Annotated in this window: 24 protein-coding genes; 3 read left to right on the top strand and 21 right to left on the bottom strand. The window is 38.3% G+C overall.

Annotation, left to right across the window (positions count from 1 at the left end; genetic code table 11):
• Positions 1–182: 182 nt before the first annotated feature.
• The 8 genes from ACNQFZ_RS00410 to qhpC form a co-directional block, all read right to left on the bottom strand.
• A complete protein-coding gene (locus tag ACNQFZ_RS00410; protein ID WP_458413395.1) occupies positions 183–815 on the bottom strand; it encodes a S8 family serine peptidase in 633 nt (210 codons plus the stop codon).
• Complete coding sequence (locus ACNQFZ_RS00405; protein ID WP_458413394.1) at positions 796–2,502, bottom strand: ABC transporter ATP-binding protein; 1,707 nt, start codon at positions 2,500–2,502, stop codon at positions 796–798. Before ACNQFZ_RS00405 ends, ACNQFZ_RS00410 begins: the two co-directional genes overlap by 20 nt.
• Positions 2,503–2,513: 11 nt before the next feature.
• Positions 2,514–3,506, bottom strand: coding sequence for a U32 family peptidase (locus tag ACNQFZ_RS00400; protein ID WP_458413393.1), 993 nt, complete (start codon positions 3,504–3,506; stop codon positions 2,514–2,516).
• 13 nt (positions 3,507–3,519) lie between these two features.
• Entirely contained in the window at positions 3,520–4,461 is a 942-nt protein-coding gene (locus tag ACNQFZ_RS00395; RefSeq protein WP_458413392.1) for a hypothetical protein, read from the bottom strand.
• A gap of 86 nt (positions 4,462–4,547) precedes the next feature.
• A complete protein-coding gene (locus tag ACNQFZ_RS00390; protein WP_458413391.1) occupies positions 4,548–5,642 on the bottom strand; it encodes a YncE family protein in 1,095 nt (364 codons plus the stop codon).
• 25 nt (positions 5,643–5,667) lie between these two features.
• Positions 5,668–7,110 (bottom strand): radical SAM protein, encoded by a 1,443-nt coding sequence (locus ACNQFZ_RS00385; protein WP_458413390.1) that lies wholly within the window; start codon positions 7,108–7,110, stop codon positions 5,668–5,670.
• Positions 7,111–7,139: 29 nt separating this feature from the next.
• Entirely contained in the window at positions 7,140–8,777 is a 1,638-nt protein-coding gene (peaA, locus tag ACNQFZ_RS00380) for a quinohemoprotein amine dehydrogenase subunit alpha (RefSeq protein WP_458413389.1), read from the bottom strand.
• 11 nt (positions 8,778–8,788) lie between these two features.
• On the bottom strand, positions 8,789–9,106 hold the full coding sequence (gene qhpC / locus ACNQFZ_RS00375) for a quinohemoprotein amine dehydrogenase subunit gamma (protein ID WP_458413388.1): 318 nt from the start codon (positions 9,104–9,106) through the stop codon (positions 8,789–8,791).
• A 207-nt stretch (positions 9,107–9,313) separates the two neighbouring features.
• Here qhpC and ACNQFZ_RS00370 point away from each other — a divergent pair, with 207 nt between their 5' ends.
• The gene (locus ACNQFZ_RS00370; RefSeq protein WP_458413387.1) at positions 9,314–10,102 is read left to right on the top strand and encodes a sulfite exporter TauE/SafE family protein; all 789 of its coding nucleotides are present in this window, start codon (positions 9,314–9,316) and stop codon (positions 10,100–10,102) included.
• Between the two features lie 308 nt (positions 10,103–10,410).
• Here the strand turns inward: ACNQFZ_RS00370 and ACNQFZ_RS00365 are convergent, their stop codons facing one another.
• From ACNQFZ_RS00365 to ACNQFZ_RS00310, 12 genes are all read right to left on the bottom strand, one after another.
• On the bottom strand, positions 10,411–10,842 hold the full coding sequence (locus ACNQFZ_RS00365) for a hypothetical protein (protein ID WP_458413386.1): 432 nt from the start codon (positions 10,840–10,842) through the stop codon (positions 10,411–10,413).
• 198 nt (positions 10,843–11,040) lie between these two features.
• A complete protein-coding gene (locus tag ACNQFZ_RS00360; RefSeq protein ID WP_458413385.1) occupies positions 11,041–11,616 on the bottom strand; it encodes a DUF502 domain-containing protein in 576 nt (191 codons plus the stop codon).
• Positions 11,617–11,626: 10 nt separating this feature from the next.
• Complete coding sequence (locus tag ACNQFZ_RS00355; RefSeq protein ID WP_458413384.1) at positions 11,627–12,883, bottom strand: glutathionylspermidine synthase family protein; 1,257 nt, start codon at positions 12,881–12,883, stop codon at positions 11,627–11,629.
• Positions 12,883–13,341: an RNA helicase gene (locus ACNQFZ_RS00350; protein ID WP_458413383.1), complete on the bottom strand. Its 459-nt coding sequence runs from the start codon at positions 13,339–13,341 to the stop codon at positions 12,883–12,885. The genes ACNQFZ_RS00355 and ACNQFZ_RS00350 overlap by 1 nt, the downstream gene beginning before the upstream one ends.
• A gap of 16 nt (positions 13,342–13,357) precedes the next feature.
• Positions 13,358–13,756 (bottom strand): DUF350 domain-containing protein, encoded by a 399-nt coding sequence (locus ACNQFZ_RS00345; protein ID WP_458413382.1) that lies wholly within the window; start codon positions 13,754–13,756, stop codon positions 13,358–13,360.
• Positions 13,757–13,808: 52 nt separating this feature from the next.
• On the bottom strand, positions 13,809–14,162 hold the full coding sequence (locus ACNQFZ_RS00340) for an aminotransferase yhxA (protein ID WP_458413381.1): 354 nt from the start codon (positions 14,160–14,162) through the stop codon (positions 13,809–13,811).
• Between the two features lie 138 nt (positions 14,163–14,300).
• A complete protein-coding gene (locus tag ACNQFZ_RS00335) occupies positions 14,301–15,263 on the bottom strand; it encodes an aldolase catalytic domain-containing protein (RefSeq protein ID WP_458413380.1) in 963 nt (320 codons plus the stop codon).
• Between the two features lie 327 nt (positions 15,264–15,590).
• Positions 15,591–17,093: a class I adenylate-forming enzyme family protein gene (locus ACNQFZ_RS00330; RefSeq protein ID WP_458413379.1), complete on the bottom strand. Its 1,503-nt coding sequence runs from the start codon at positions 17,091–17,093 to the stop codon at positions 15,591–15,593.
• Positions 17,094–17,138: 45 nt separating this feature from the next.
• A complete protein-coding gene (locus ACNQFZ_RS00325; protein ID WP_458413378.1) occupies positions 17,139–18,287 on the bottom strand; it encodes an acyl-CoA dehydrogenase family protein in 1,149 nt (382 codons plus the stop codon).
• 162 nt (positions 18,288–18,449) lie between these two features.
• Entirely contained in the window at positions 18,450–19,937 is a 1,488-nt protein-coding gene (locus ACNQFZ_RS00320; RefSeq protein WP_458413377.1) for a class I adenylate-forming enzyme family protein, read from the bottom strand.
• A 16-nt stretch (positions 19,938–19,953) separates the two neighbouring features.
• Positions 19,954–20,838: an intracellular short-chain-length polyhydroxyalkanoate depolymerase gene (gene phaZ / locus ACNQFZ_RS00315; protein ID WP_458413376.1), complete on the bottom strand. Its 885-nt coding sequence runs from the start codon at positions 20,836–20,838 to the stop codon at positions 19,954–19,956.
• Between the two features lie 173 nt (positions 20,839–21,011).
• On the bottom strand, positions 21,012–21,209 hold the full coding sequence (locus tag ACNQFZ_RS00310) for a gamma-type small acid-soluble spore protein (protein ID WP_458413375.1): 198 nt from the start codon (positions 21,207–21,209) through the stop codon (positions 21,012–21,014).
• Between the two features lie 240 nt (positions 21,210–21,449).
• Here ACNQFZ_RS00310 and ahpC point away from each other — a divergent pair, with 240 nt between their 5' ends.
• Together ahpC and ahpF are read left to right on the top strand one after the other, a co-directional pair.
• Positions 21,450–22,013 carry an alkyl hydroperoxide reductase subunit C gene (gene ahpC / locus ACNQFZ_RS00305; RefSeq protein WP_458413374.1) on the top strand — a complete coding sequence of 188 codons (564 nt, stop codon included), beginning with the start codon at positions 21,450–21,452 and terminating at the stop codon, positions 22,011–22,013.
• A 240-nt stretch (positions 22,014–22,253) separates the two neighbouring features.
• The gene (ahpF, locus tag ACNQFZ_RS00300) at positions 22,254–23,783 is read left to right on the top strand and encodes an alkyl hydroperoxide reductase subunit F (protein ID WP_458413373.1); all 1,530 of its coding nucleotides are present in this window, start codon (positions 22,254–22,256) and stop codon (positions 23,781–23,783) included.
• Positions 23,784–23,866: 83 nt separating this feature from the next.
• Here ahpF and ACNQFZ_RS00295 read toward each other — a convergent pair whose 3' ends face one another.
• Positions 23,867–24,319: a flavodoxin gene (locus tag ACNQFZ_RS00295; RefSeq protein ID WP_458415266.1), complete on the bottom strand. Its 453-nt coding sequence runs from the start codon at positions 24,317–24,319 to the stop codon at positions 23,867–23,869.
• Between the last annotated feature and the right edge of the window lie 191 nt (positions 24,320–24,510).

Genomic DNA, 24,510 nt, shown 5'->3' with positions numbered 1-24,510 from the left:
GAATATTTAAATCAGTATGTATAAAAATACAGCGAATTATTAATCTATTTTAAATAGATACTAGAATCTAGTTTACCAAAGTTTTAAATATTTTTAAATATTTTGAATTATACAAAAGTAAAAGGATATCACTATTTGTTATTTTTAAACAAATAAAGATACCCTTTTACATTCAATTACGTTCAATTACGTTCAATTTGTAATAATTGTTTTGCAAGAAACCCACTAAATCGTGCTGCTGCAAAACTATGGCCAAAAAGATTTGACATGTCCTTCGTAAGCTTTAATTCTCTTGGCTTTCCACAGGCCTCATACCGATTTTTACCGATATATAAAAATTCATTTTCATTAATAGTACCGGCACTCACCGCAAAAACGCTTTCTTCAAAGCGCCCCGGATATAGCAGATTTTGTTTCTCATCATAGGCGCTCACAATGGAAATACCGCTTTTTTTTGCTAAGCTGCAAAGCCGTTTTAATTCATCATGACAGGTTTGAAAAGCTAAGCTTAGATTAATAATGTCCACATTTTGGTCAATCGCCCACTCCAATCCAGCACATAATACGGTTGGATATGTTTTTAATTGGCGCTCAAAGATTCGTATCGCATAAAGCTCGCAATCTGGTATTTCTTCAAGTATTGCGGCCGCAACCGCGGTGCCATGACCCAAATAATCTTGAAAATCAGGGCTATAGTGTAAATACCCATCCTCACTCACTGAAATCGATATTCCACCGGAAACGTTGGAGATATGGGAATGAAATGTATTAATGCCGCTATCAATGACTGCAATTTTAACCGACCGTTTCTTCATGAAGGCCAACCTCACTGCTATAGATTTTACCATCCATTACATGCCACTTCACATCTACCCATTCAAGTGTTTGAGGTCTGTGACTAATGATCAGCATTTGCTTAAAACATACATCTTCTCTTAACCTTCTATATAATTCGATTTCACTTCTTTCATCCAATTCCGAGGTCGCTTCATCCAAAATATAAAGCGTTGCAGGCTTTAATAATGTTCTCGCCAATGCTATTCTTTGCCGTTGCCCTCCTGACAGCGCCGCTCCACGTTCACCGACCATTGTATCATAGCCTTCTTCCATCTCGATGATCTGTTCGTGGATTCCTACAAGCTTAGCAATCTCGATAACCTCATCCATTGGCGCCATCGGTACATGAAAGCGAATATTGTCAGCAATCGTCCCATTAAATAAAGGGGCTTGTTGGGATGCCACACTGATTTCTTTTCGAAGAACTTCCAGAGGCCAGTCATCTAATGATAGCCCTTGAAAATAAATGGTTCCCTTTGTTGGACGGATGATTCCAGTCATTAAATCAATCATCGTACTTTTTCCAATACCACTTTTCCCAATAATAGCTGCTGCTTCACCGTCCCTTAAAGACAACGTGACATCTTGAAGCACAGGTTTGTTCAATTGATATTGAAAAGAAACTTGTTGAAACTCCAATAACGGTGCTAGTGCCTTTCTTCTTTTTATATTGGGTTGCTTTTTCTCTTCAACTAGTGATTCCTTTTCACCTTCCTCAGATGTTTGGGCAAAAAGCTCTTCCAACCGTTTTAAGGAAACATTCATCCGTTGCAAGCGCATATATAATGCGGCAATACTTTGAACAGGACCAAATAATCGTGATTGATAACCAGTAAAAGCTATAAGGGCCCCAACAGTCATATGGTTATCCAAAACTTGTAGGCCGCCCCAGCTAAATATCATCACGCTCGTTAAAATAATGGTGATTTTTGGAACACCCTCTGCAAATGTTGTTAAAAGACTGTATTGAAATGATTTTTCATTAATTTGCTCGACTTGGCTATCAAATTCATCTGCCACTCTTTTTTCACTGACCGCTAGTTTAATAAGCTTGATACCATTTAATCTTTCTATTAAAAAGCTTTGCAGCATACTATGCTGTTCTCTCATCTCTTTACTGACAGTCACAATTTTCGGGCGAAAATAAAAAATAGCTGCAATTAGAAATGGAACAAAAACAATGCTCATCAACGCCAGCTTCCAATTCAACCAAAATAACATAAACGTAACAAAGGATAATGTACATACTTGGATCATGCCCTGCAGTATAACATCTGTCAGCCCACCTTGTACCTCAGCCGCATCACCATTTAGCCGCGTAATAATGTCGCCAACTTTCCAATGTACAAAAAACTGGAATTTTGTTTTCTGGATTCTTAATAATAAATCTCGTCTGACCTTTCGTAACATTGTTAAGGTTATCCGTAAATAAAGCAAACTATTGACGGCCGTTAAAAGGTAACCCACAAACATCGTGCCAAATGCTAATGAAACAACCAGTTTTAACGAATAAGTGTGTCTTATTAACACATCGTCGATTAACATACTTGTAAAATAAGGATAGCTAAGTGTTAAGGCCGTCGATAACAATGCTAATAAGAGCACGATTGCTAACTGAAAAAAAAAGGGGTTAACATAAGGAAGGAACCATTTATAACGTTTCATAAAGCCACCTCTTATTTGTAGTAGCACATATAGCCCGATAAACATTTTTCAGGAGTTTTCCGAATGCGAATAGCTTTTTCCTGCAATTCTTGTTCATTCATTCCCGCTCGTAAAGATTTCATCATTTCTGATACAAGCTGTACACTGGCAAGCTTTCGATACGGAGATGCTTCTCTGCCAACAATTTTCAATGAGGTAACACCGATATCCTTTAATTTAGAAAGTGCACATAACCCGCATGGACCGAGGGGCAAGCCTTCATCCGATAAACTGCAGCCGCAGCTATTTGTGAACCATACAAACTCTCGGTAATCCTGCAAATGTTCTCCCAGTATCTCTTCTTCGCGTTTAGATAGCTGTTTTTCACCATAGGAGGAATGCCATTGAAACTGCCAATTTTCGGTGGAGCAGAATGCCCCAAGTTGATGTGAAGTAAAACAATTTCCCTCTTCATACACGCAGCCGTCATTTAAAATAAACACTTCATATTCCATATCGGGACCGCCAATTTCGATGATGTTGCGTATTTCATTTAAATGCAGGCTTCGTGGAAAGACAATTCGATTTGCTCCTAATTCACGAAACAATTGGACACTGTAACTATTAATGGGCGTTGCCAAACTGCTAACATGAAGGTCAATAGAAGGAAACTGATTCCGAACCTTCTTTAGTAAACCGATATCACTAATCACAAAGGCATCTGCTCCAATGGCAATGGCTTCTTTAATCATCTCTAATAAAATTGGAATTTCATCCACTGTATAGTAAGGGGAATTTAAGGTGATAAATACCGGAATTCCATAAGAATGCGCTCTATCAACCAATTTTTCAAATTCTTCATATGTTGAGAGGCTTGCAAGAGGATTTCTCCGGTTCGTCCAAACCCCGCCTGAAAATTGTGCCATCCAGCCAGTTGGTAAAAGCCCACAATAAAATTCTTCGGCTCCGTTTTCAGCTAACATTTCTACTTCATCTGCACGACTTATAGGCGCCAGGATTTTCATTACAGTCACATCCTTATACTGGAATTTTTGGACTAAAGATAATGCGATCGATTTTGTTTTGATAAGCATGCTCCAGACCTATTTTCATTTGTTCAAAGGTTTGTACATAAAAAACACTATTTCCTTTTTGAACAACACGCTGCTGCATCGTCTCTATCATCGGATGTTGATTCACAAGTTCAGCGGTATAATGGCGGCATTGTTGTTTACAAACCTGATGACCTCTAAATTTCTCAGACTTCTGAAGATGCAAAGTACCGACTAAGCAGGCTCGCCCAGTCGCAACACTACCATAATTAAAATGAGTGGCTACCTTCAAATCTCGATCTAAATAGTCGTACTGGACGCCTTGATAAAAGTTATCAAATTCGATCATTTGAACGCCAAATTCTTTTAAAGTTTCCCGATATTCATCTACTGAATAACTTCCCTGTTTAAAATGGGTATTTGCCAATGTCGGAGCAACTTCACGATTATAGTATTGAGTTGTACGTGGGTCCCGAACCATCTTGTTCATGAGTCGGCCCAAGACAATCGTAAAGTTTTTTGGAAATTCACTTTTAACAAGCTGAAGCGTGCCCCAATCATTACAAATAATTTCTACTTTTTTATTTGTGGATGATTGGTGTAAAAACGTTCGGAAATCCAACAGAATTGAATAAAATTGTTGAATTCGCATTTGGGGTAAATACGGCACTACAATTGAAAAATTATAGCCTGATTGTTTAGCAATTTCATAGGCAGATATCAATTCTTCTCCTGTATATAGGCGGTATTGGCAAAATTCAGAACCAAAATAAACACGCCCTGGCAGAGTTTCCCCAATCGTTTCAGAAAGAGCCTTCTGGAAGGCTTGACAGTTTTCCCTCTCCAGCTCTGTTAATCTAGAATGAGTCCAAGGTTGTTCCAAAAGGCCAATGTCTTCAATTGCTTGTATTGCAATGGCTAATTCCATGTTCACCCCTCCAGAAATACTATTTTAACAATAGGAAGGCACACTCCCACTTAAGTAGGAGTGATCTTTTCCTATCATTGAACTTTTTATTGTATTTGAATCACGCGAACATCCATTGTATCTGTTGGTAAATCGATAACTTTAAGATATTTCATCGTTGCTGTATCAATAAAAGAAATGTCTGGACCAGCCCCTGATACGTATAAGGTTTTGCCATCCGAGCTGATATTGTATCCATAGGATGTTCCTACCTTACTTGTAATTGTGGTCACTTCTTTCGTGTCCATTTTTACTTTATGAATATAGTTTTGACCGCCATAAATGTATTTTTTATCTGGGGAAACAACAACAGAGAAAAGGCCTAATGGTTCTTTTAACTGAAAATCTGTTACTTTTCCATTGGACCGATCGACCATCAGTACATTCTCGGAAACATTCTCCGTACCTGGGTAGAACTTAAACATTCCCGCCGTTAGAGAATTTGCACTATCCTTGTCTCTATGCCAGAAATAAAGATAATTGGCAATTCCTTGCTTACCTGGATGAGCCGGCTCCATTAAATCATGATATTTTATTAATTCATACGTTTTAAGATCTAATTGATATAGTGATTTCGCCCAAACCATTAATTTACTTTCATCTTCTAAAAATTGCAGGGCATGCGTTCCATAAGGGACTTCAACTTCCTTGATGACTTTTTTTGTTTTTAAATCTATTACAGCAATGACCGGCTGTAATGGGACCAATTCTACCCGCTTCTTTTGTGTTCGCATAAGGGTTGCATAAAGCTTTTCACCCTTTGAATCGACAGCAAGCCCAAAAATTCTCGATGTAATATTCTCTTCGGGCTTATTAAATGTGAGCGTGTCTATGACTTTATTCTTTTCTGTATCAATAATAAAAACTTTTTGTCTGCCGCCGGCATTTACAAAAAGCGTGTGCCCATCCTCGGTCCAGGTCATTTCACGGGCAGCCCCATTTATTTCGATATCAGCGATGAGCTCCTTTTTCACTGGATCAATGGCAAATACTTCTCCAAGCCCACTGACATAAATCATTTCCTTAGATGTTGTTTCTGATTTTGCAATGGTGGCTTGGTAGAATAAGACCGTTAAAAGACTAAAGACTAAAGCAATGGTCAATAGCTGAAGACTTTTTCTACTATTCTTTAAAAATACCAACTTCAAACACTCCCTTCGCCTATTTTTATCCTTTCATTCCAATCATTCGATCCATGAATGAAGGATTTTCTTTCATCACTCTTACATATGTTTTTAAGCCTATCGTTGTCCACCTCAGCATCCAATTGCAATAATGGAGATTTGGTGCTGTCAAATCACCCTGTCTCTCTTTAGCTTCATAATAGCAGCCACCTGCACAGCTATGTTTAAGCGGACATTTGGAGCAGGTTGTTTTCCCATCAACATGCAAATCCTGGAGTAATTTTTGTTGTGCAGGACGGTTGATGCCATCATAGATATTTCCCAACATTACCTCTTCATCTTCGTTAAAACGATGGCACAGGTAAAGTGATCCTGATGGTGATACTGCCATAAAGCCAAGACCAGCCCCACAACCATAAGCCTTCGATTGACCTTTATGCAGTTCGACCAATAGATTTGTTAAATTAGAGAAACCAAGATATTTATTCTCTTTTACTGCTTCTACAAAATAATCAGCAATTTCCTCAAATTGATCTAAGAGCTGATTCAATTCATTTTTCTCAAGCATGAGCATAACATCGGTTTCTGTAACTGGTGCAAATCCTACTTCGTGAAAGCCTAGATTTAATAGATGACGAAGGGTGTCCATTACATGCGGATAGTGCTTCGTCAGGGTTACTCTAGCTGCAGCCGGTTTCCCGGTTTTCTCGTTGACGAGCTTCTTTACATTTTCAGTAACAAGTTCATACGTACCTTCGCCTGTTTGAAAACGTCTTGATTTGTCATGTGTCTGTTCATCACCATCAATACTAACGGACACGCCGATTTTATGTTTTTTAATAAAAGCAATCCGTTCCTCATTTAAAAGCGTTCCGTTTGTCGTTAAGGAGAAGTTAATCGTTTTACAAGCCTCTATTGCTCTTTCTTCCCCGTATTCAACGATATGCTTTAACTGTTTCCAATTTAAAAATGGCTCACCACCGAATAGAATGACTGAAATTTCTTGAAGATGGCGGGACTCTTTTATTAAAAAATCAATGGCATCTGTTGCCGTTTTTTGGGTCATTGCTTTTTGCGGAGCACCATAGCCGCCTTCAACAGCATAACAATAAGTACATGCAAGATTACATGAATTGATTAAGTGAAAGACTAATGTTGCTATAGGAAGATCCTCCGCAACGGGAACTGCTGTCGTTTTTAAGAGGGGATGTTTCCGTTCCCCTTTTTCATATAAAACGCTTGCTTGAAGTAGTTCATATACGGCTTCCTCAATTTGACTAGGTATGAAGGAGGGAGAAAGGGCTTCAATCAGGTCCTCTACTGCCACTTCTATATTTAACTTGCATGCTTTAACAACAGCAAGTGATAATTCATCCAGTGCTGTTACAACCCCACTAAGACCTTGGTATATAAATGTTTCACCATCAACATCAAATAAAATAACATTCGACAGAGTTACTTTCGTTCCGGTCATAGTCTTTAACATAAAAGTTCTCCCCTTTTACTAAAAATTGTTTAATGAACGTTTTTTACAAAATCTGGTACAGTTGAAAGTAAGAAGCTATCTGCCTTTAATGTTTGACCATTGATTGGATCTTTGTATAGGGCGTGAACATTTACTCCACCTGCATTATTTGTACTCCATTCACGATTTGAATTTGGACCAGACTTCGCAGGGGTGAATAAACCGGTTTTCTTATCCAATGTACCGATAAATTCAGTATCATCCAGTTCCTCGGACTGATTCGTCATGCTCCACGTTGCCGCAACAGGACCCAACAAAATGTCATCGTCTGTATTTGGCTTGCCATCCTTCCCATTTTTGTAAGCGGTCGCTTCAAATTGTACAGATTTTCTTTGATTTTCTTCGCCATAACGAGCTAAGCCCTGTTCAGGCACTACTTTAATTAAATCTACTTTGTCGAATACTTGTATGTTTAATTTGCCTTCAACACTATCAATAGACAATTCAGCTGCTTCCACTGAAGTTTTCATAGCCTCTGATTTTGGTGAAACTTCCACCCAAAGATCATCGCCTTGTTGTTGAACAATTTTATTCACTTCAAGTAAACCATTCGTTTTCAACTGCTCTTTTTGAATTCCTTCAGGTAGTCCTACGCCTGCTATATGCACCACTGTTTTCAAACCCTGCTGTATACTTCTTGGCCATAGATCAAGTAATGCTGTTCCTTCGTTTGCATAATAAATCTCATCAGCATAAATGCCTGTATCACCAACTTTTACCATTGAACCGGTTATTTTTTTACCAGCTTTGTCAAAATTCAAGTAGCCTTTAAATCTTTCTTCCCCATCTAAACTTGTACGTAAAGAGTAGCCACTATATAAAATAGAAGTTCCACTGTTAGTTACTTCCTTCCCATTAACAGTAATAGCTCTCTTTTCGTAGAAATCATTGCCCTTTTTCGTAAAAGTGGATGTACCAGTATACATACCATAGGTTGGTGAAATACCGATAATTCTCCAGCTGCCTTCAGGATTATAGGTCTTTGGATCCTTCTTCCACTCTTTATATTCCGGAGTTGTAAAATCATAATTTTCTTTTAAATAAGCAATAGCCTTTCCCGCTTCTTCTTCCCAATCAATTAAGCGCAACTGATAAATCGTGGTTGGGTAATAAGCAATATGAAAGTCTTTTAATTTATCCCATTCATCAGCTGTACGGCGCTGAGCCATTGGTTGATCGGAGGCATGACATTTCAAACATGTTTCGGTAAAAACACCATCAGGGTTGGCACTCATCGTTGTTCCTTTTCTTGTAATCCAGTTCATCGATTTTTCAGTTTCCTCTGGCGCCAATCCATTTGTATAGCTTAGCTCTTTAATAATTTGCCTCTTTTGTTCATCTGTTATAGAAACTCCCCATGCGTTCTGCATGCGACTGATTGTCAACTCCCATCCTTCCGGTGTTTTACGGACATCAGCAATTCTTTCTATTTTCCCGTCAGGATTCGCATGGCAGGTTAAACAACTGTCTTGGATTAATTTACTGTAACCGTTTTCAACAGCTACCGGTTCTTTTGCTTCCTCCACTACTTCCTTTTTCGTACTACAAGCTGTCAATAAAACAAGGATTGCCAGTGCATTGACTGCCCACAGAAATATAGTTCGAGCGATTCCCTTTTTCATTCCCATCAATGATTCACCTACTCACCCACAAATTTTAATTTTTGCCAATCACGAACAGCTGCCGGACATTCCTCATGCCATGTTGGATGTCCAGTTAGTCCATCAGGCACTTGAGCCGCCCACCAACAGTCGCCATAACAACCGTACACATCACGTTCCATCGGGTTACATGCGTTTCCTAAGCTAGTCCCACTGCTATCTGCTTCCCAACCAGGATCAAAGACGGTTGTACAACCCATCGGTAATTGCAGAGCTTGAATCTCTTGCACTTCACCCTCCTCTATTTTTCGTTGCAAATTTTTCGCCTTTTGGTTAATGCCTTTAATATGCTTCATTCCAGTACCCCCCTTTATAATGACTTATCGCTAATCATAGATATAGAAAGTAATAGATACTTAATTTAAAGGTAAAGGAAAGGTAAAATTTTCATAAAATTTTAGAATAATTGCAAAGGGAAAGGAATTAGAGCCCTTGCAGACATACACCCCTTCCTAAAACACGATAATGCTAGTATATTTATTAAGTAGGAAGGGATATGAAGGATGATAACTGGGATTATTTATTTTTTCGTCATAATTTTCGCGGATATTATTGGAGCACTAACCGGTATGGGTGGAGGCGTCATCATTAAGCCTATTTTGGATGCGATTGGTGCCCATGATTTATTTGCAATTTCTTTTTATTCAAGTGTAGCTGTTTTAGTAATGTCAGTCGTTTCGACTTTTAGGCAGATAAAAAATGGCATTCATATACAATTCAATTGTGCTAGCAGTATTATTATAGGATCTATTTTTGGAGGTATAGTGGGCAACATCACCTTTGAACGATTACTCCTATTATTTTCTGATGATGCTAAAGTGCAGTGGATACAAATCATAGTAACCATTATTTCATTGTTATTTGCCTTACTCTACACATTAAACAACTGGAAATCCTTTGGCTTTACAAGTTTTAGATGGTATTTTATTGTTGGGACGGTTTTAGGATTTTTAGCATCTCTTTTAGGTATTGGCGGAGGACCGATTAATGTTGCACTATTAATGCTTTGTTTTGGTATTTCAATTAAGGAAGCAGTTGTTTATTCAATTGCCACCATTCTGTTTTCCCAATTATCGAAGGTAATTACAATTGGGTTTACAACACATGGGTTTGCAGTTTTTGATTTATCGATGCTAGTTGCCATTATTCCAGCCGCCATTATTGGTGCTTTAATAGGTACTAAAATAAGTAATATCTTAAAAGATAATGCGGTTTTAAAGGCCTATCAAATTGTAGTGATATTGGTCATACTATTAAATATTGGCAATGGACTTTCATTAGCCACATTTTAGAATATGCTACCAATATGCTAGCATATTGCTAGAAACAGAATATCACAATATCAATTCGCTAGTATTGTGATATCAGTATGCTATCACGATGATACCCTCTGAGATTTATATAAATCAAAAATCAAAAAAAGGAACTTAAGTCAAAAGTTCCCTTAACTATGATCATATTCACGAACGAACTTCTTGATTTCCTGGGTAAGCGCAAAAACAGACAAAAAATTAAGAAAATTAATCAAAAAAGGACATAACGAACCTGATATCCACCAAAGCTTTACTCAATTTGTCGTATATGTAAATGGAAGTCCCAATCAGTCATCCACCGCTTCTTTTTTATCTTTTTCCAAAATTTTCTTACGGAAATATTCCTCTGTAACATTGAATTTGACAGAAAAGGAAATATCACCAGCAACCTCTGTTTCAATACAGTATTGTCCCCCGTCACTATGCCTAATCTCGGATTGACTCAAGTCGGACGTTATATGAATTGAAAGTAACTTATTTGTAGAAACCATATTTATACTTGGATTTCCCGCTTTGACCACTTTTTTTGTGAAAAACCTTTTATTAAAAAAAATGGTGAACTGAAGTTCATTTCCACTTTTTGCAGCCTTTTTGACTTCCAACAAATAGGAATTATCAACTTCAATCAAATCCTCTTTCGATATACCCTCAATTTCAAGTTGTAGTTGTACACGGTCGTCCATCAAAGGAGAAATTCTTATTTTTGTTTTAGTCATCATCTTCCCTCCCCAAATTCATCCACTACAATATTATATCCGGTAGTTGTTAAACAATGTTTAACAATAATTTTTTTTTAAAATGAGTATGATAACAGTATTGAAAACATAGAGAGGGGTTTTAACAAATGAAATTTGATAAAGTTGATTCTTTCGGTATTTTAAAGGGAACACGAGATTGACTCCCGTGTTCCAAATAGTTTAATGCTTGGACGTAATCCCGCCAGATAAAACAAATTTCATTGCATCTTCTGGTTTGACGTCCAGAATGGTAACTTGCTCTTTCGGAATTAGAAAAGTAAAGCCAGCTACTTGAAAGCTTTGCGGCACATAGACGGCAATATGATCTTTAAGGGGGTCAGCAAAACCTTCGACTTCCTCTGATGTAACAAAGCCGATACTTTTCATTCCTGTGTTAGGAATTTCGACTAGGGCAACTTTTGAAAAGGATTTCTTCTCCCCCAATAAGGATTGAAAGGTATCTTTTATAACCGAATATAGTGTCTTTACTAATGGTATTCGATCCAAGATAAAGTCAATTAGCTTAATAAGCTTTCCACTTACGTATTGGGTGGAAAGCCAGCCTAAAATCGTAATCAAGGCGATGGTGAATAGGATTCCAAAACCAGGAATATAGTCTTCCTTCATATATGGTTTTAAAATATTTCCTAAAATGCTATCTAGAAAAGTAAATATTTTATAAACAACGTAAATTACAAGGATGATTGGTACGATTGTTAATAGACCATTAACAAAGTGTTTTAGTATTTTCTTCATGTATTTCCCTTTACTTTCTATTTAAAATTTCTGTTCCAACAGGCAAATAATAGGATAGGTTATTCGTGATTGGTCCACCCACCCTGTACCCGATAGCGGATGATTTACCATTTAGTAGGAAACTGCCAATTAAAAGCTTGCCGGTCTGCTTCCCTTTTGCACTGTTAAAGGTGACCACAGGATGTTCCACATATTGCTGATAGACAGGTAGATAATCCGTGTAGGACTTTTGCTTGTCCGCATGGGATACGTGTCCATCCGGTGTATAGATTTCTACAGTATCCCCCTCTCTGCCAAATGAAGGTTTTTTGACATAGGAAAAGCCCGCCTTTATGAAAAAATCCGGCTCAAGAAAGGTCGGCAAAAAGTATTCCTCAATCCAAGCATGCTCTTCCTTTGTAAAAAATAGACTTTCTTCAAGATGCAAACCCCAAATGACAGCTTGTACCGCTTTGTTTTGCAATAAAAAGGCGGAGGGCGGATTAATGATGGCCAGTTTTTCCGCCTCAACCAGTTCTAAAAGCCATAACCCAATCCTATTACCGTATGGATCGCAATCTTCAATCATACTTTCGATTGGGAAAGTCTGACGATACAAAATATCAATTTTGGCTCCGTTTTCATCGAAAAGTCCAACACCTCGCTCAATCTGCAGTTTATGGAGTGGGGTAAAAGATGAGACAAGTCCTGAAAGTTTTTGTAAGTATAATACCGTTTCTCGGTCTTCAACATTCTCTTCATGAGCGGTAAAGACGAGATTTGGGTTTTGCAGCCCAAGATTCCCAGCACTTTCAAAGATACTACAGCGAATGACTTTACGAAGCAGTTGGTCCATGCCCTCGTTTGGATTTCCTGCATTAAATTCCTTGCAAACTTCCCCATTAACATCAAATAGCTCCCTAATAAATGTTGGGGTATCTGCATTAATTTCAATACATTTATAGCCATTTTCTGTCGGGATAAGGTCCAGCCTGGATATGATACTCTCCGGGTTTATATTTTTCAATTTTAGAAAAGCAAGTGTATCCCTTGGATAACCCATTTCGAGAAGTGTCGTATCCGGCACTTCTCGAAGCAGTTTACACACTTTAAAAAAGATGGTTCCAATCCTTTCACTCACAAGGCGAATTGAAGTAAGTTCCTCATTATTGATAGGTGCGATATCATAAAGAGCGTACTCTTCCCCATAAAGATTGGCCCAGAAATTTTTCACTCGATTGTAAAACTTCTTTCTTTTTTCAGCGTAGTCATGTGTGGCGTAATACACTAATCCTCCTCCCCTAAGTCCTTAATATATAGGACATAGACGCCCCTATCTTCATCGATTTCCGTAGAGGTCACTTGCTTTTGCCCTAAACCGGTAACATTAATTACATCTTTTGTAAGATAACGTATGATATCAAAATGTGTTTGACACGGAATGATGCATAGCAATTTATAGTTCTCATCTTCACGGTAGCGCCGAATTTCGATATTTAATCCTTTACCGTGAAACACTTTTTCATCCAGTACGCGTGCATTCCTTCCAATTTCCCTAATGACAACAATATCTTCGCCACCGTCTAATTCATTGGAAATTAGCTGGTACTGTTGGCCTTTCATAATAAAATAAGTACAAAGTTGTCGGGCATATAACTCATCAATCCCCACCGTTGGAACGGTATATTCATAAAAAGGATCATATTCCCCATTTCCTTTATCAATATAATAAGTCAGCTTTCTCATGTTAGCCACCGCCTTGTTAGTAAGATAAGCACTTTGCGACGATCCAGCCAATTGCTACTGACAAGGAAAACAGCATTACTCCCACAGCACGATTATCTTCCTCAATGGCTTTCTGTATGCTAAAACGAATAGTGATGACCTCAGCCAGAATAAATACAATAATTTGTGATAGGATTCCAATTACTCCCCAGATTGCCATATCAATCAACGACACCGAGTATTCAGCAGCTGCCCCAAGGACGATGGCAAGGCCGATGACTTTGCCTCCTAATGATAGTGCTGCTGTCATATTTTTTTCGGCAATCAAGCCAAATTCCTTTAATTTTGGTGTACTGATGATAAATAATAGTATTCCTACCGTTAAAAGGAGCAACGCTACCCCTAAATAAGAAGCAAAATTAGCATATAAACTCAAAGTGTATACACTCTCCTTTCATTCTATTCTAAAACCACTTGTCTCTGTGCCTTTATCCACCAAAGCTTTTTAAACCACTTCCAAACCCTGAACTCTTTTTGACTGAACCGTCTGAAATTCCCGCAAAAGATGAACTTTTTTTATAATCGAGATAATCTTTGCTTTTATACAGTGATGATTTGCTATCATAATATCGGCCTCTGTAATAAGAATGTCCATAGTGGCTCGAACCGCCATCATCGCATTCCCAAACCCCATCATCCATGTCCCATTCCCAATCCGAACAGCTTGAATCATCTGGTGCAGGGGGAATATCCTGGGATTCATAATCAGAAGCGCAGCCTCCTAAACCGAGCATGACGATTGTTGATGAAATCCCCACCATCACTTTTTTTGTTTTACTCAATAAATATCACCCCATTTCTTCATTATATATTTTAACGTATCATTCTGGAAAAAGTTTCAAACAAGCTGAAGTTTTAAAAAAAACAAAAAGAAAGCCCAAGTCACATTGTGATTTGAGCTTTGGGACACAACTTACAACTTATTTTTTTGTCGCAGGTGCAATTGATGATTCAGGTTGTGTTACTTTTTCATAAAAATCTACAAATTGATCACGCTCATCACTAGCTCGGTAGGCCATGGCAACACGTGGATGTTCGTTTAATAAACCAGAAATCATATAAGGGATAATATAGCCCCATTCCCATTTTTCGCGCATTTCCAGCATGTGCTTTTCAATGACCCCAAGCACCGGCTTTAGTTCGTAAGTAGTTTTTGGTATATAGCCAACTAATAGTTCTGTATGACAGTTGCCGGCTGCACGGCCCATTCCGTATACAGATGAATCAAGGAAAGTAACTCCACTGCGCGCCGCAGTTAATGTGTTGGCAAATGCCAACTGCATGTTATTATGTGTATGAATACCAAGCACTTTGTTTGGAAGCATTGCTTTAAACTTTTTCACTTGATGCTCAATATCAAAAGGTGATAGGCTTCCAAAGGAGTCCACGATATATACAACATCAACTGGGCTCTCATTCACCATTTCAAACGCTTCAATAAGCTGATGTTCAGGTGCGCTCGATAATGCCATAATATTAAGTGTAGTTTCATAGCCCAAATCATGAAACATTTGAACTAACTCCAAGCCTTTATCAACTTCACGAATATAGCAAGCAACACGAATCATATCTAAAACACTTTGCTCACGTGGTAGAATATCGTTTGGGTCTACTCGACCAATATCAACTAAAGCAGAAAGCTTTGTAAACTTTTTCTCAGGGATAATCTCTTTAAGGAAGTTATCATCAAGAAATCTCCATGGGTTGGGTTCAGTCGCATTAAGAAGTTTAGGAGAATTTTTGTAGCCAATCTCCATGTATTCAACACCAGCGGCACTTAAACTATTATATAGGTCTTGAACAAACTCAACGCTAAAATCCCAATTATTCACCAACCCTCCGTCACGAATGGTACAATCTAAAATTTTGTTATGATGTTCCATGCAGTAACTTCCTCCTCATAATACTTTATTTAAAGCTTTATTACTTTTATGCTTTTATGCTTTTATGTAATAAAATAACGATTGCTTTTATAGTGTTATATCATGTTTTGTTCGGAATTGTCAATCTATTTAGCTTTGATTTGCCTTATTAAGTTTTCAACAATATTATTTCATAATTACCTTCATTGTACCATGGATCCTACATTTGGGCTTGTACTAAACACAAAGGAATCAGTCCCCCATAGAAATGACTTTCAGTATGGGGACCTGATTCCTATTAATTCAACAAATACAATTGATTTCCTTTTTTAATGTTGCATGAACTCTTCAAATATTTTCCACCATTTTTCGCAAAACATGCTTCAACACTTTTCCACTGGCATTTCGGGGGAGTGTTTCAATAAAATCGATTTCTGAAGGCCACTTATATTTGGCAAGTTTTCTCTCACAAAAAGCAAGTACATTTTCTTCCGTTAAATTCTGCCCTTTTTTTAGCACAATATAAGCCTTAGGTACCTCTCCATATACTTGATGTGGTACGCCGACGACCGCAGCCTCCAATACCTCCGGCATCTCATATAATACTTCTTCCACCTCTATAGGATATACATTTTCCCCACCGCGGATAATCATGTCCTTCTTCCGATCAACGATATACAATAATCCATCCTCATCAAAGCGCCCTAAATCACCACTATACATCCAGCCGTCTTTGAGTATTCGATTCGTCTCCTCTTCATTTTTAAAATAACCTTTCATCACTTGGGGCCCTTTAACGATAATTTCACCAACTTCGCCAGTTGGGACTTCAGTTCCATTTTCGTCAACGACTTTGACTTCGGTTCGCGGTAAAATCTCACCGACTGAACCTATTTTCTCCAGTGCAAAATGATCTTTTAGGGTCGTGGCCCCAGGAGAATTCTCCGTTTGCCCATATAAATTTTGAACCAATACACTTGGGAAGTTCGCTTTTAATTGGCGCACTAACTCATATGGCATCGGTGCTGCCCCATATGTAAACAAACGTAAATTCGATAAGTCCAAACTCGACATTCTTGGCATATTTAACAAAATGCTGTACATCGCCGGCACCCCGAAAAAGATTGTCACCTTCTCTTGCTCCATCGTTGAGAGCGTTTGTTCCGGTGAGAAGACTTCCTCAATCACAACCGTTCCGCCTTGATAGATAACAGGTACACTAAAACAATGACTGGCCGCACAATGAAAAAGTGGGGTTGAAATTTGCATACGATCTTCAGCTGACATCCCCATTGCTTCAGCCCAAATTTGGATCACAGCTCTGACATTTCCTGCAGACAACATTACACCTTTCGGCTTACCAGTCGTTCCCGAAGTATAAAAAATTACGGCAGTATCATCCTCATGAACTTCAACTTCAGTAAAGGGGATAGAATTGTCACGAAGAATCGCATCTAGGGAAGCCTCTTCTCCAACAACCAACAAATCTTCAAAGTGTTCAAGATTAATCTGACTTAACACTCCATTAAAGCGCTCATCATAAATGAGAGCTTTCGCTTCAGAATGGGTCAAGATATATTCAACTTCCGTTGCTGTTAATTTTGTATTCACTGGCGTTACGATAAAACCACCGAGTTGACACGCAAAATAACAAATTAAAAAATAATCCGAATTATTAAGGTACAGGGCGATTTTGTCCTCCTTTTGATACCCCCTTTTTTGAAAGTACCCTGCTAGATTTTTCGCTTGCTGATAAAATTGGGCGTAGGAAAGTTCTCTCCCTTGGAAGACTGTAATCACTTTATCCGGCTGAACTTTTGCATGTTCTTTCAATTGTTCGAATACAAACATTATTGACAACCCCTTTTCATGTAACATGGTGTTTTTGAATGGAGGCTATAGCTCCAATTGTTTGGCGATGATTGTTTTCATAATTTCAGTAGACCCAGCGTAAATGCTGGTAACAGGTATATCACGGAAACGTCTCGCAATCTCATACTCTTCCATATACCCATATCCGCCATGAAGCTGGAGGCACTCGGCCGCCACCCTTTTAGCCATTTCACTAATCCACCATTTCGCCATTGATACCTCCTTAATTAGCGTTTCACCTTTCACATGACGTTCGGTTACGTCATTTATAAACGAGCGACCCATCTCAATTTCCGTTGCCATTTCGGCAATTTTAAATTGGGTATTTTGAAATTTACTAATCGACTGGCCAAAGGCTTGACGGTTCTTCACATAGTCCATCGTTAGCCACAGCATCTCTTCTGCTTCAACCTGACATTGAATGGCAACAACTAAACGCTCTTGCTGCAAATTTTCCATCAAATAATAAAAACCTTTTCCTTCTTCACCTAGTAGGTTTGAAACAGGCACCTTTGCATCTTCGAAAATGAGCTCTCCTGTGTCACCACAATGGAGACCGACTTTGTCCAGTTTTTTTCCTTTTCTAAATCCTTCTGTTCCATTTTCAACGACCAAAAGGCTAATTCCCTTATGTGCTGGTGAGGCTTTAGGGTCAGTTTTGCAAACAACGACAATCACATCTGCATGATACCCGTTTGTTATAAACGTTTTTTCACCATTTACAATGTAATGGTCTCCTTCACGCCGTGCAGTTGTTTTAATATTCGCTAAATCCGAACCCGCACCGGGCTCCGTCATCGCGATGGCCGTAATTATCTCGCCACTAATGCAACGCGGTAGCCACTTTTGTTTTTGCTCCTCTGTACCTAACGATTCGATGTAAGGGCTTACAATTTCGGAATGTAAAGACATTCCTGATGATAAACCGGCACCTACCTTCTCTAATTCTTCAATTAGAATCATCGAATAGGAAAAATCTAAGCCAAGTCCTCCATATTCCTCTGCCACCCACGGACAAAGAAATCCCTGTTCCCCCATTTTCAACCAAAACTCTCTTGGAATCTCTCGGTTGCTTTCCCACTGAGAATAATGAGGAAAGGCTTCCTTTTCAAGCATTTTTCGCAGTGATTTGCGAAAGATTTGATGCTCTTCTGTAAAAAAAGATGTTTTCATGCCCTGACCTCCGTATGAAAATTTGACCAGAAATGGGTTTGTAAAGGTGATTTGTCCTACTACCCCATTTTTATAAATTATATGGACGATCGATTAAAAAAGAACATCCAAAAGATGTATCGAGGTTTGATAAAATAAACAGACCTAGACATAATCCAGGCCCTACCTGCCAAGCTTCAACAGTTGTTTTTTATCTATTTTTCCAACATGTGTTTTCGGTAAAGCATCTATAAAAATAAATTCCTTTGGCACTTTGTAGCCTCCCAGCTTCTGTTGGCAAAAGGTTTTTAGTTCATTGGCAGTAGCTGCTTGCCCAGTTTTTCGAACGACGAAGGCAGTTACGATTTCACCCCATTTTTCATGGCTTATGCCAATAACCGCTACCTCACTTACGGCTTCGTGTTCAGATAAAACGTGCTCGACTTCTAATGGGTAGACATTTTCTCCACCAGTAATGATCATCTCCTTCATGCGGCCAACAATATAAAAGAACCCATCTTTATCTTTTTTCCCTAAGTCACCAGTATGAAGCCAGCCATTGATCTTCGCTGCCTTCGTTTCTCCAGGTTGATTCCAATAATGATCAAAGACATGACAGCCTTTTATAAGAAGTTCCCCAACTTCATCGATACCTGCCTCAACACCATCTTCATTTACCAAGAGTACATCATTAAAAAGCATAGGCTTTCCAATCGACCCCCGTTTTTCAGGGAGATGACCCGGATCAATATAAAAGTTATTGGGACCAGCTTCTGTCAGCCCGTAGCCTTCTTTAAAGATGAGTCCCTTTTTTTCAAAAGCTTTATAGATTACTTGCGGGCAAGGCGCACCACCTGACAAAAAGGTATGCATCGATGGAAATGATGATTGCTGGAATTCACTAGACTCAATGAACATATGGTACATCGTCGGTACGAGCAACATGATTGTACAAGACTCTCTATTGAGAAGTGAGACTGTTTGTGCCGAATCAAATTTTTTACAAAAAACAACCGTCCCACCCATGTGAAGGAGTGGCATTGTTAATGCAAAAAGTCCGCCAGAATGAAACATCGGTAAAATGGTTAAAGTCGTGTCATCCCCATTCAAATTCCAGCTAAAAATGGTATTAATCGTATTACCAAAAATGGATTGATGAGTGAGTACGACTCCTTTAGGCTTTCCAGTAGTCCCGCCCGTATATATAATCGTTAGTGGGTCTTCCTTTAAAATAGTAGTCTTTAAGACTGTTTCTTCATCCATAAGGAAAATCTGCTCATAGCTAGGACTATCAACCTGTAAAGTTGGAATAGCATCTATTTCTTCAACAAGCCCATCCACATCTGAATGGTAGGCAATGATCCTTGGTCCACAATCCGCGATGATGTACTGGATCTCTGAAGGTGCTAATCTCCAGTTCAGTGGAACAAAGATGGCCCCGATTTTTCCGCAGGCAAAATATAAATCAAAATAACTGATATGATTAGGGGATAGTAAGGCAACCCGTTCCCCTTTTTGAACCCCAACCTTCAAGAAATAAGCGGCAAGACGATTGGCTCGTGTATTTAATTCGGCATACGTCCAACGTTCTCTTGAATCACCGTCAACAACGGCGACATGATTAGAGGATATCCTTGCTCTATTATTCAGCCAATCTAGCTCCATAAGCATAGGTATTTCTCCTTTCTCATTCATTTAAAAAGGCGACCATTTCCTTTACTAATTGGTCTAAGTCATCTATCAGTGGCGAATGGCCACAGTTTCGTAAATATTTAATCTTAGCATTTTCTCCTAAATCTTCTGCAATTTCCTTTGTCATTGTTTCAGCAACGACTTGGTCATTTTCACCCCATAAAATAAGAGTCGGCACAGTTATATCCTTAGCCTGATTTGTGCCTATGCAGATTCCATTGTGACGACTGCTTATATTAAAAAGATTTAAAGCTTGATAAACATCCACTAAGTTTCTTTGCGTCATCATATCTTCCAAATATTCTTCGTATCGATTCGGTTCAGGTTTATGATTGTTATAAATAAGCAGGTCCCACATCTTCCGTAAAAACACTTTATTTTTTGTTTCATAGGCCTGTTGAACAGGTATCGCTTTTGTAGAATCATTTGCAATTTCTTCTTTTTTAGTTAAACGCACCAATTGACCAAAGGCATTAACAGAGTAAAATGGATAGCCTCTTGTGGAGGCCGATGCCAAAAGGATTACTTTTTTTACCGCATCCGGGTAATTAATTGCATATTGCATCGCAACCGCTCCGCCTGTAGACCAGCCGCAGATTGAAAATTGTTTCAGACCAAGGGCATCGGTAAATAGTTGGACATCATCGCTAAAATCCTTAATCGTTTCAATTGGCTGTTGATAGGTGGAAAGTCCAAACCCTCTCAAATCAACCGCATAAACTTTGAAGTTATCAGGCAATGTTTCCAGTACAACATCCCAATGCTTCGAGGATGTCATATTCCCATGGATTAGTAAGAGAACTTCATTTCCTCCATCCCGCTCGCGATAGCCCAATGTTTCACCATTCGCCAGCTTTACCGTTTTTAAAGAGATCTTCATGTGTAAATCCTCCCCAGCAGATTGTTTGAAATAGTAAGACACATTTTCCAACTCTTTACAATCATATGTAGATATGAGCCATTTATTTTAAGAAGGGAATAAAAAAAGTAAGCCATTTCTTCCACGGCCTACTCTAGTAATCAAAAAAGCATGTTGTGATTGTGATATCTCTATTAGTCCTCCTCGGTTTTGATATTTCCTTTTACCTTTTCAGCTTTAGTATCACTATAAATGTCTGAACCACACCCTCCCGTTGTTTTCGCTAGCCATTCTTTTACTTCATTATAAGACATACCCGATTGCTCATTTTGCTTTTTTACTTCATCAATATTTGTTCCCACCACTGTAAATGAATTACGATCATTTTCCACTCAAAGAACCTCCAACTTTGTTTTTTATGAATTAGTTTTTATCAAATAGGACAAATTTATAAGGGCATTAATTTGTACATTGTTATTGACAAAATATATAATTTATATAATAATAAATATTGAATTATAATTATTATAAATAGTTAATAATTTGAAGTATTTTTACATGGTTACTTTAAGTTTTGGCATTTGTTGTTAAAACTTAATAATTATAAAACATTACATAGGAGGAATTTGATTATGTCATTAATTGGAAAAGAAGTACAACCGTTTAAAGCAAATGCATTTCATAATGGGGAGTTCATTGAAGTTACTGAACAAAATTTTAAAGGGAAATGGAGCGTAGTTTGCTTCTACCCAGCTGACTTCACATTTGTTTGCCCTACTGAGCTTGAAGATCTTCAAAATAACTATGTAACATTAAAAGAACTTGGAGTTGAAGTATATTCAGTATCAACTGATACTCATTTTACTCATAAAGCATGGCATGATACTTCAGAAACGATTAAGAAAATTGAATATATTATGGTTGGCGACCCTTCTCACCAATTAAGCCGCAATTTTGATGTGCTAATTGAAGAAGATGGTGTGGCAGACCGTGGTACTTTCATTATTGATCCTGATGGCGTTGTTCAAGCACTTGAAATTAACGCTGGTGGAATTGGCCGTGATGCAAATACTGTTGTTAACAAAATTAAAGCAGCACAATATGTTCGCAACAATCCAGGTGAAGTTTGCCCTGCAAAATGGCAAGAAGGTGCAAAAACTCTTAAGCCTAGCCTTGATCTTGTAGGTAAAATCTAAGGAGTATAATAATCCGATTTTGATTATTAACAAAAGTCACTCTACTGCTTTATGTATAGTAGAGTGATTTTTTTATACCTATAGAAGGTATACTAAATCTTGCCTCTTTCTCATCGAATATACTTATTGACAACATTTCAAACATATATAATAATAAATATAAATTTATAATAATTATTAATTGAGTTTTATTATTATATAATTAATACTTCCTCAAAAAATTATAAGGAGTGTATTTACATGATTTTAGATGCCGAAATAAAAGAACAATTAGCCCAATATCTTCAAATGATGGAAGGCGATGTCCTTCTTAAAGTTAGTTCAGGATCTGATGAGGTTTCCCGTGACACGCTTGCTTTAGTTGATGAATTAGCATCCATGTCTCCAAGGATAAAAGTAGAACACACTCAATTACAAAGAACACCAAGTTTTAGTGTGAATCGTGCCGGCGAAGATACTGGAATTACGTTTGCAGGTGTTCCACTTGGCCACGAATTTACGTCATTAGTGTTGGCTCTTTTGCAAGTTAGCGGAAGAGCTCCAAAGGTGGACCAAAAGGTTATTGAGCAAATTAAAAATTTAAAAGGCGACTATCATTTCGAGACGTTTGTTAGCTTGTCTTGCCACAACTGTCCTGATGTTGTTCAAGCATTGAATGTCATGAGTGTTCTTAATCCCAGCATAACACACACGATGATTGATGGCGCTGCTTACAAAGAAGAAGCTGAAAAGCGAAACGTCATGGCGGTCCCCACTGTGTTCCTTAATGGGGAATCTTTTGGTGGCGGTCGCATGTCACTCGAAGAGATAGTAGCTAAAATTGGCTCAGGTCCAGATGCATCTGAGTTTGACAATAAGGAACCATTCGATGTTCTTGTGATTGGCGGCGGACCATCGGGTGCAAGTGCGGCTATCTACGCAGCCCGAAAAGGCATTCGTACAGGTATTGTTGCTGAACGCTTTGGCGGTCAAATTATGGATACATTAGGTATTGAAAACTTTATTAGTGTTAAGTACACGGAAGGCCCTAAATTAGCGGCAAGTCTTGAAGAACATGTAAAAGAGTACAACGTTGATATCATGAATTTACAACGTGCCAAACGTTTAGAAAAGAAAGATCTTATTGAAATTGAACTTGAAAACGGTGCAGTTTTGAAAAGTAAAACCGTGATCCTTTCCACAGGTGCTCGTTGGCGAAATGTTGGTGTTCCAGGTGAGGATGAATTTAAGAACAAAGGTGTAGCGTACTGCCCTCATTGTGATGGTCCATTATTTGAAGGAAAAGACGTTGCCGTAATTGGCGGCGGCAATTCCGGTATTGAAGCAGCCATCGACCTCGCAGGTATTGTAAACCATGTAACCGTCCTTGAGTTTATGCCAGAGCTAAAAGCTGACTCCGTTCTACAAGAACGCTTATACAGCCTGCCAAATGTAACGGTTATTAAAAATGCGCAAACAAAAGAAATTACCGGTACTGACAAAGTAAATGGCATTTCTTATATTGACCGTGATTCAGGTGAAGAAAAACATATTGAATTAGCAGGTGTGTTTGTGCAAATCGGTTTGGTACCTAACACAGATTGGCTAGAAGGCACACTTGAACGCAACAGAATAGGTGAAATCATTATTGACAGCCGTGGAGCAACCAACATCCCTGGTGTATTTGCGGCCGGTGACTGTACAACAAATCCATACAAGCAGATTATCATTTCAATGGGATCAGGTGCTACTGCAGCTCTAGGTGCATTTGATTATTTAATTAGAAATTAAAACCTTATCGAAAGCCACCATGCCATCGCACTGATGGTATCGTGGCTTTCTTTTTCACAAGATTTAGCCATTATCAATAATTCCTACAATCTTTTTAACGATTCAGCAAAAGCTGTTCCAAATTCTTTACAGCGATTTTCTTCCGCACCTTCTGGATACAACTCTATCTTTAGTCCCTCGAGCATTAATTGCCCTCCTTTTTCTAAAATCATGTTTCCTAATTTATCAACTGCTCCACAAAAATGTTCGTACGATGGATCTCCGGAACCAAATATGGCAAATCTCTTGCCCGTTAAATCAATGCCATCCATATCTTCAAAGAAATCAAAGAATTCATCAGGTATGTCTCCTTCACCCCATGTATAGGTGCCTAGGATGATCTCGTCAAAAGTGAATATCTCATTAGCTTCTACTTCAATTGCTTCTTTTCGTACTACCGGAAACCCACACTCTTTTATGCTTGCTTCAACTAGATTGGCAATCATCTCAGTATTTCCTGTCATACTAGCATAGACTATTAAAATTTTTGACATCATCATCACTTCCTTATCCTTTATAATCGATAATGATATTGGTTCTCAATGTTAATTATAAAAAAAGGATGGTTGACTACCTGTACTTCCCTCCTTTGTATGTGTCTTCATTATCCACCAGATGAACAAATGATTCTTTGCCCTATGTCAATTTTCTTAAATTGTAAAATCGTAAATAAAAATGATTATAAAAA

This window comes from Schinkia acidoalkalinis (assembly GCF_054301215.1).
Note: the sequence above shows the minus strand (reverse complement) of the source record. Positions and strands in the feature narration are given on the sequence as shown.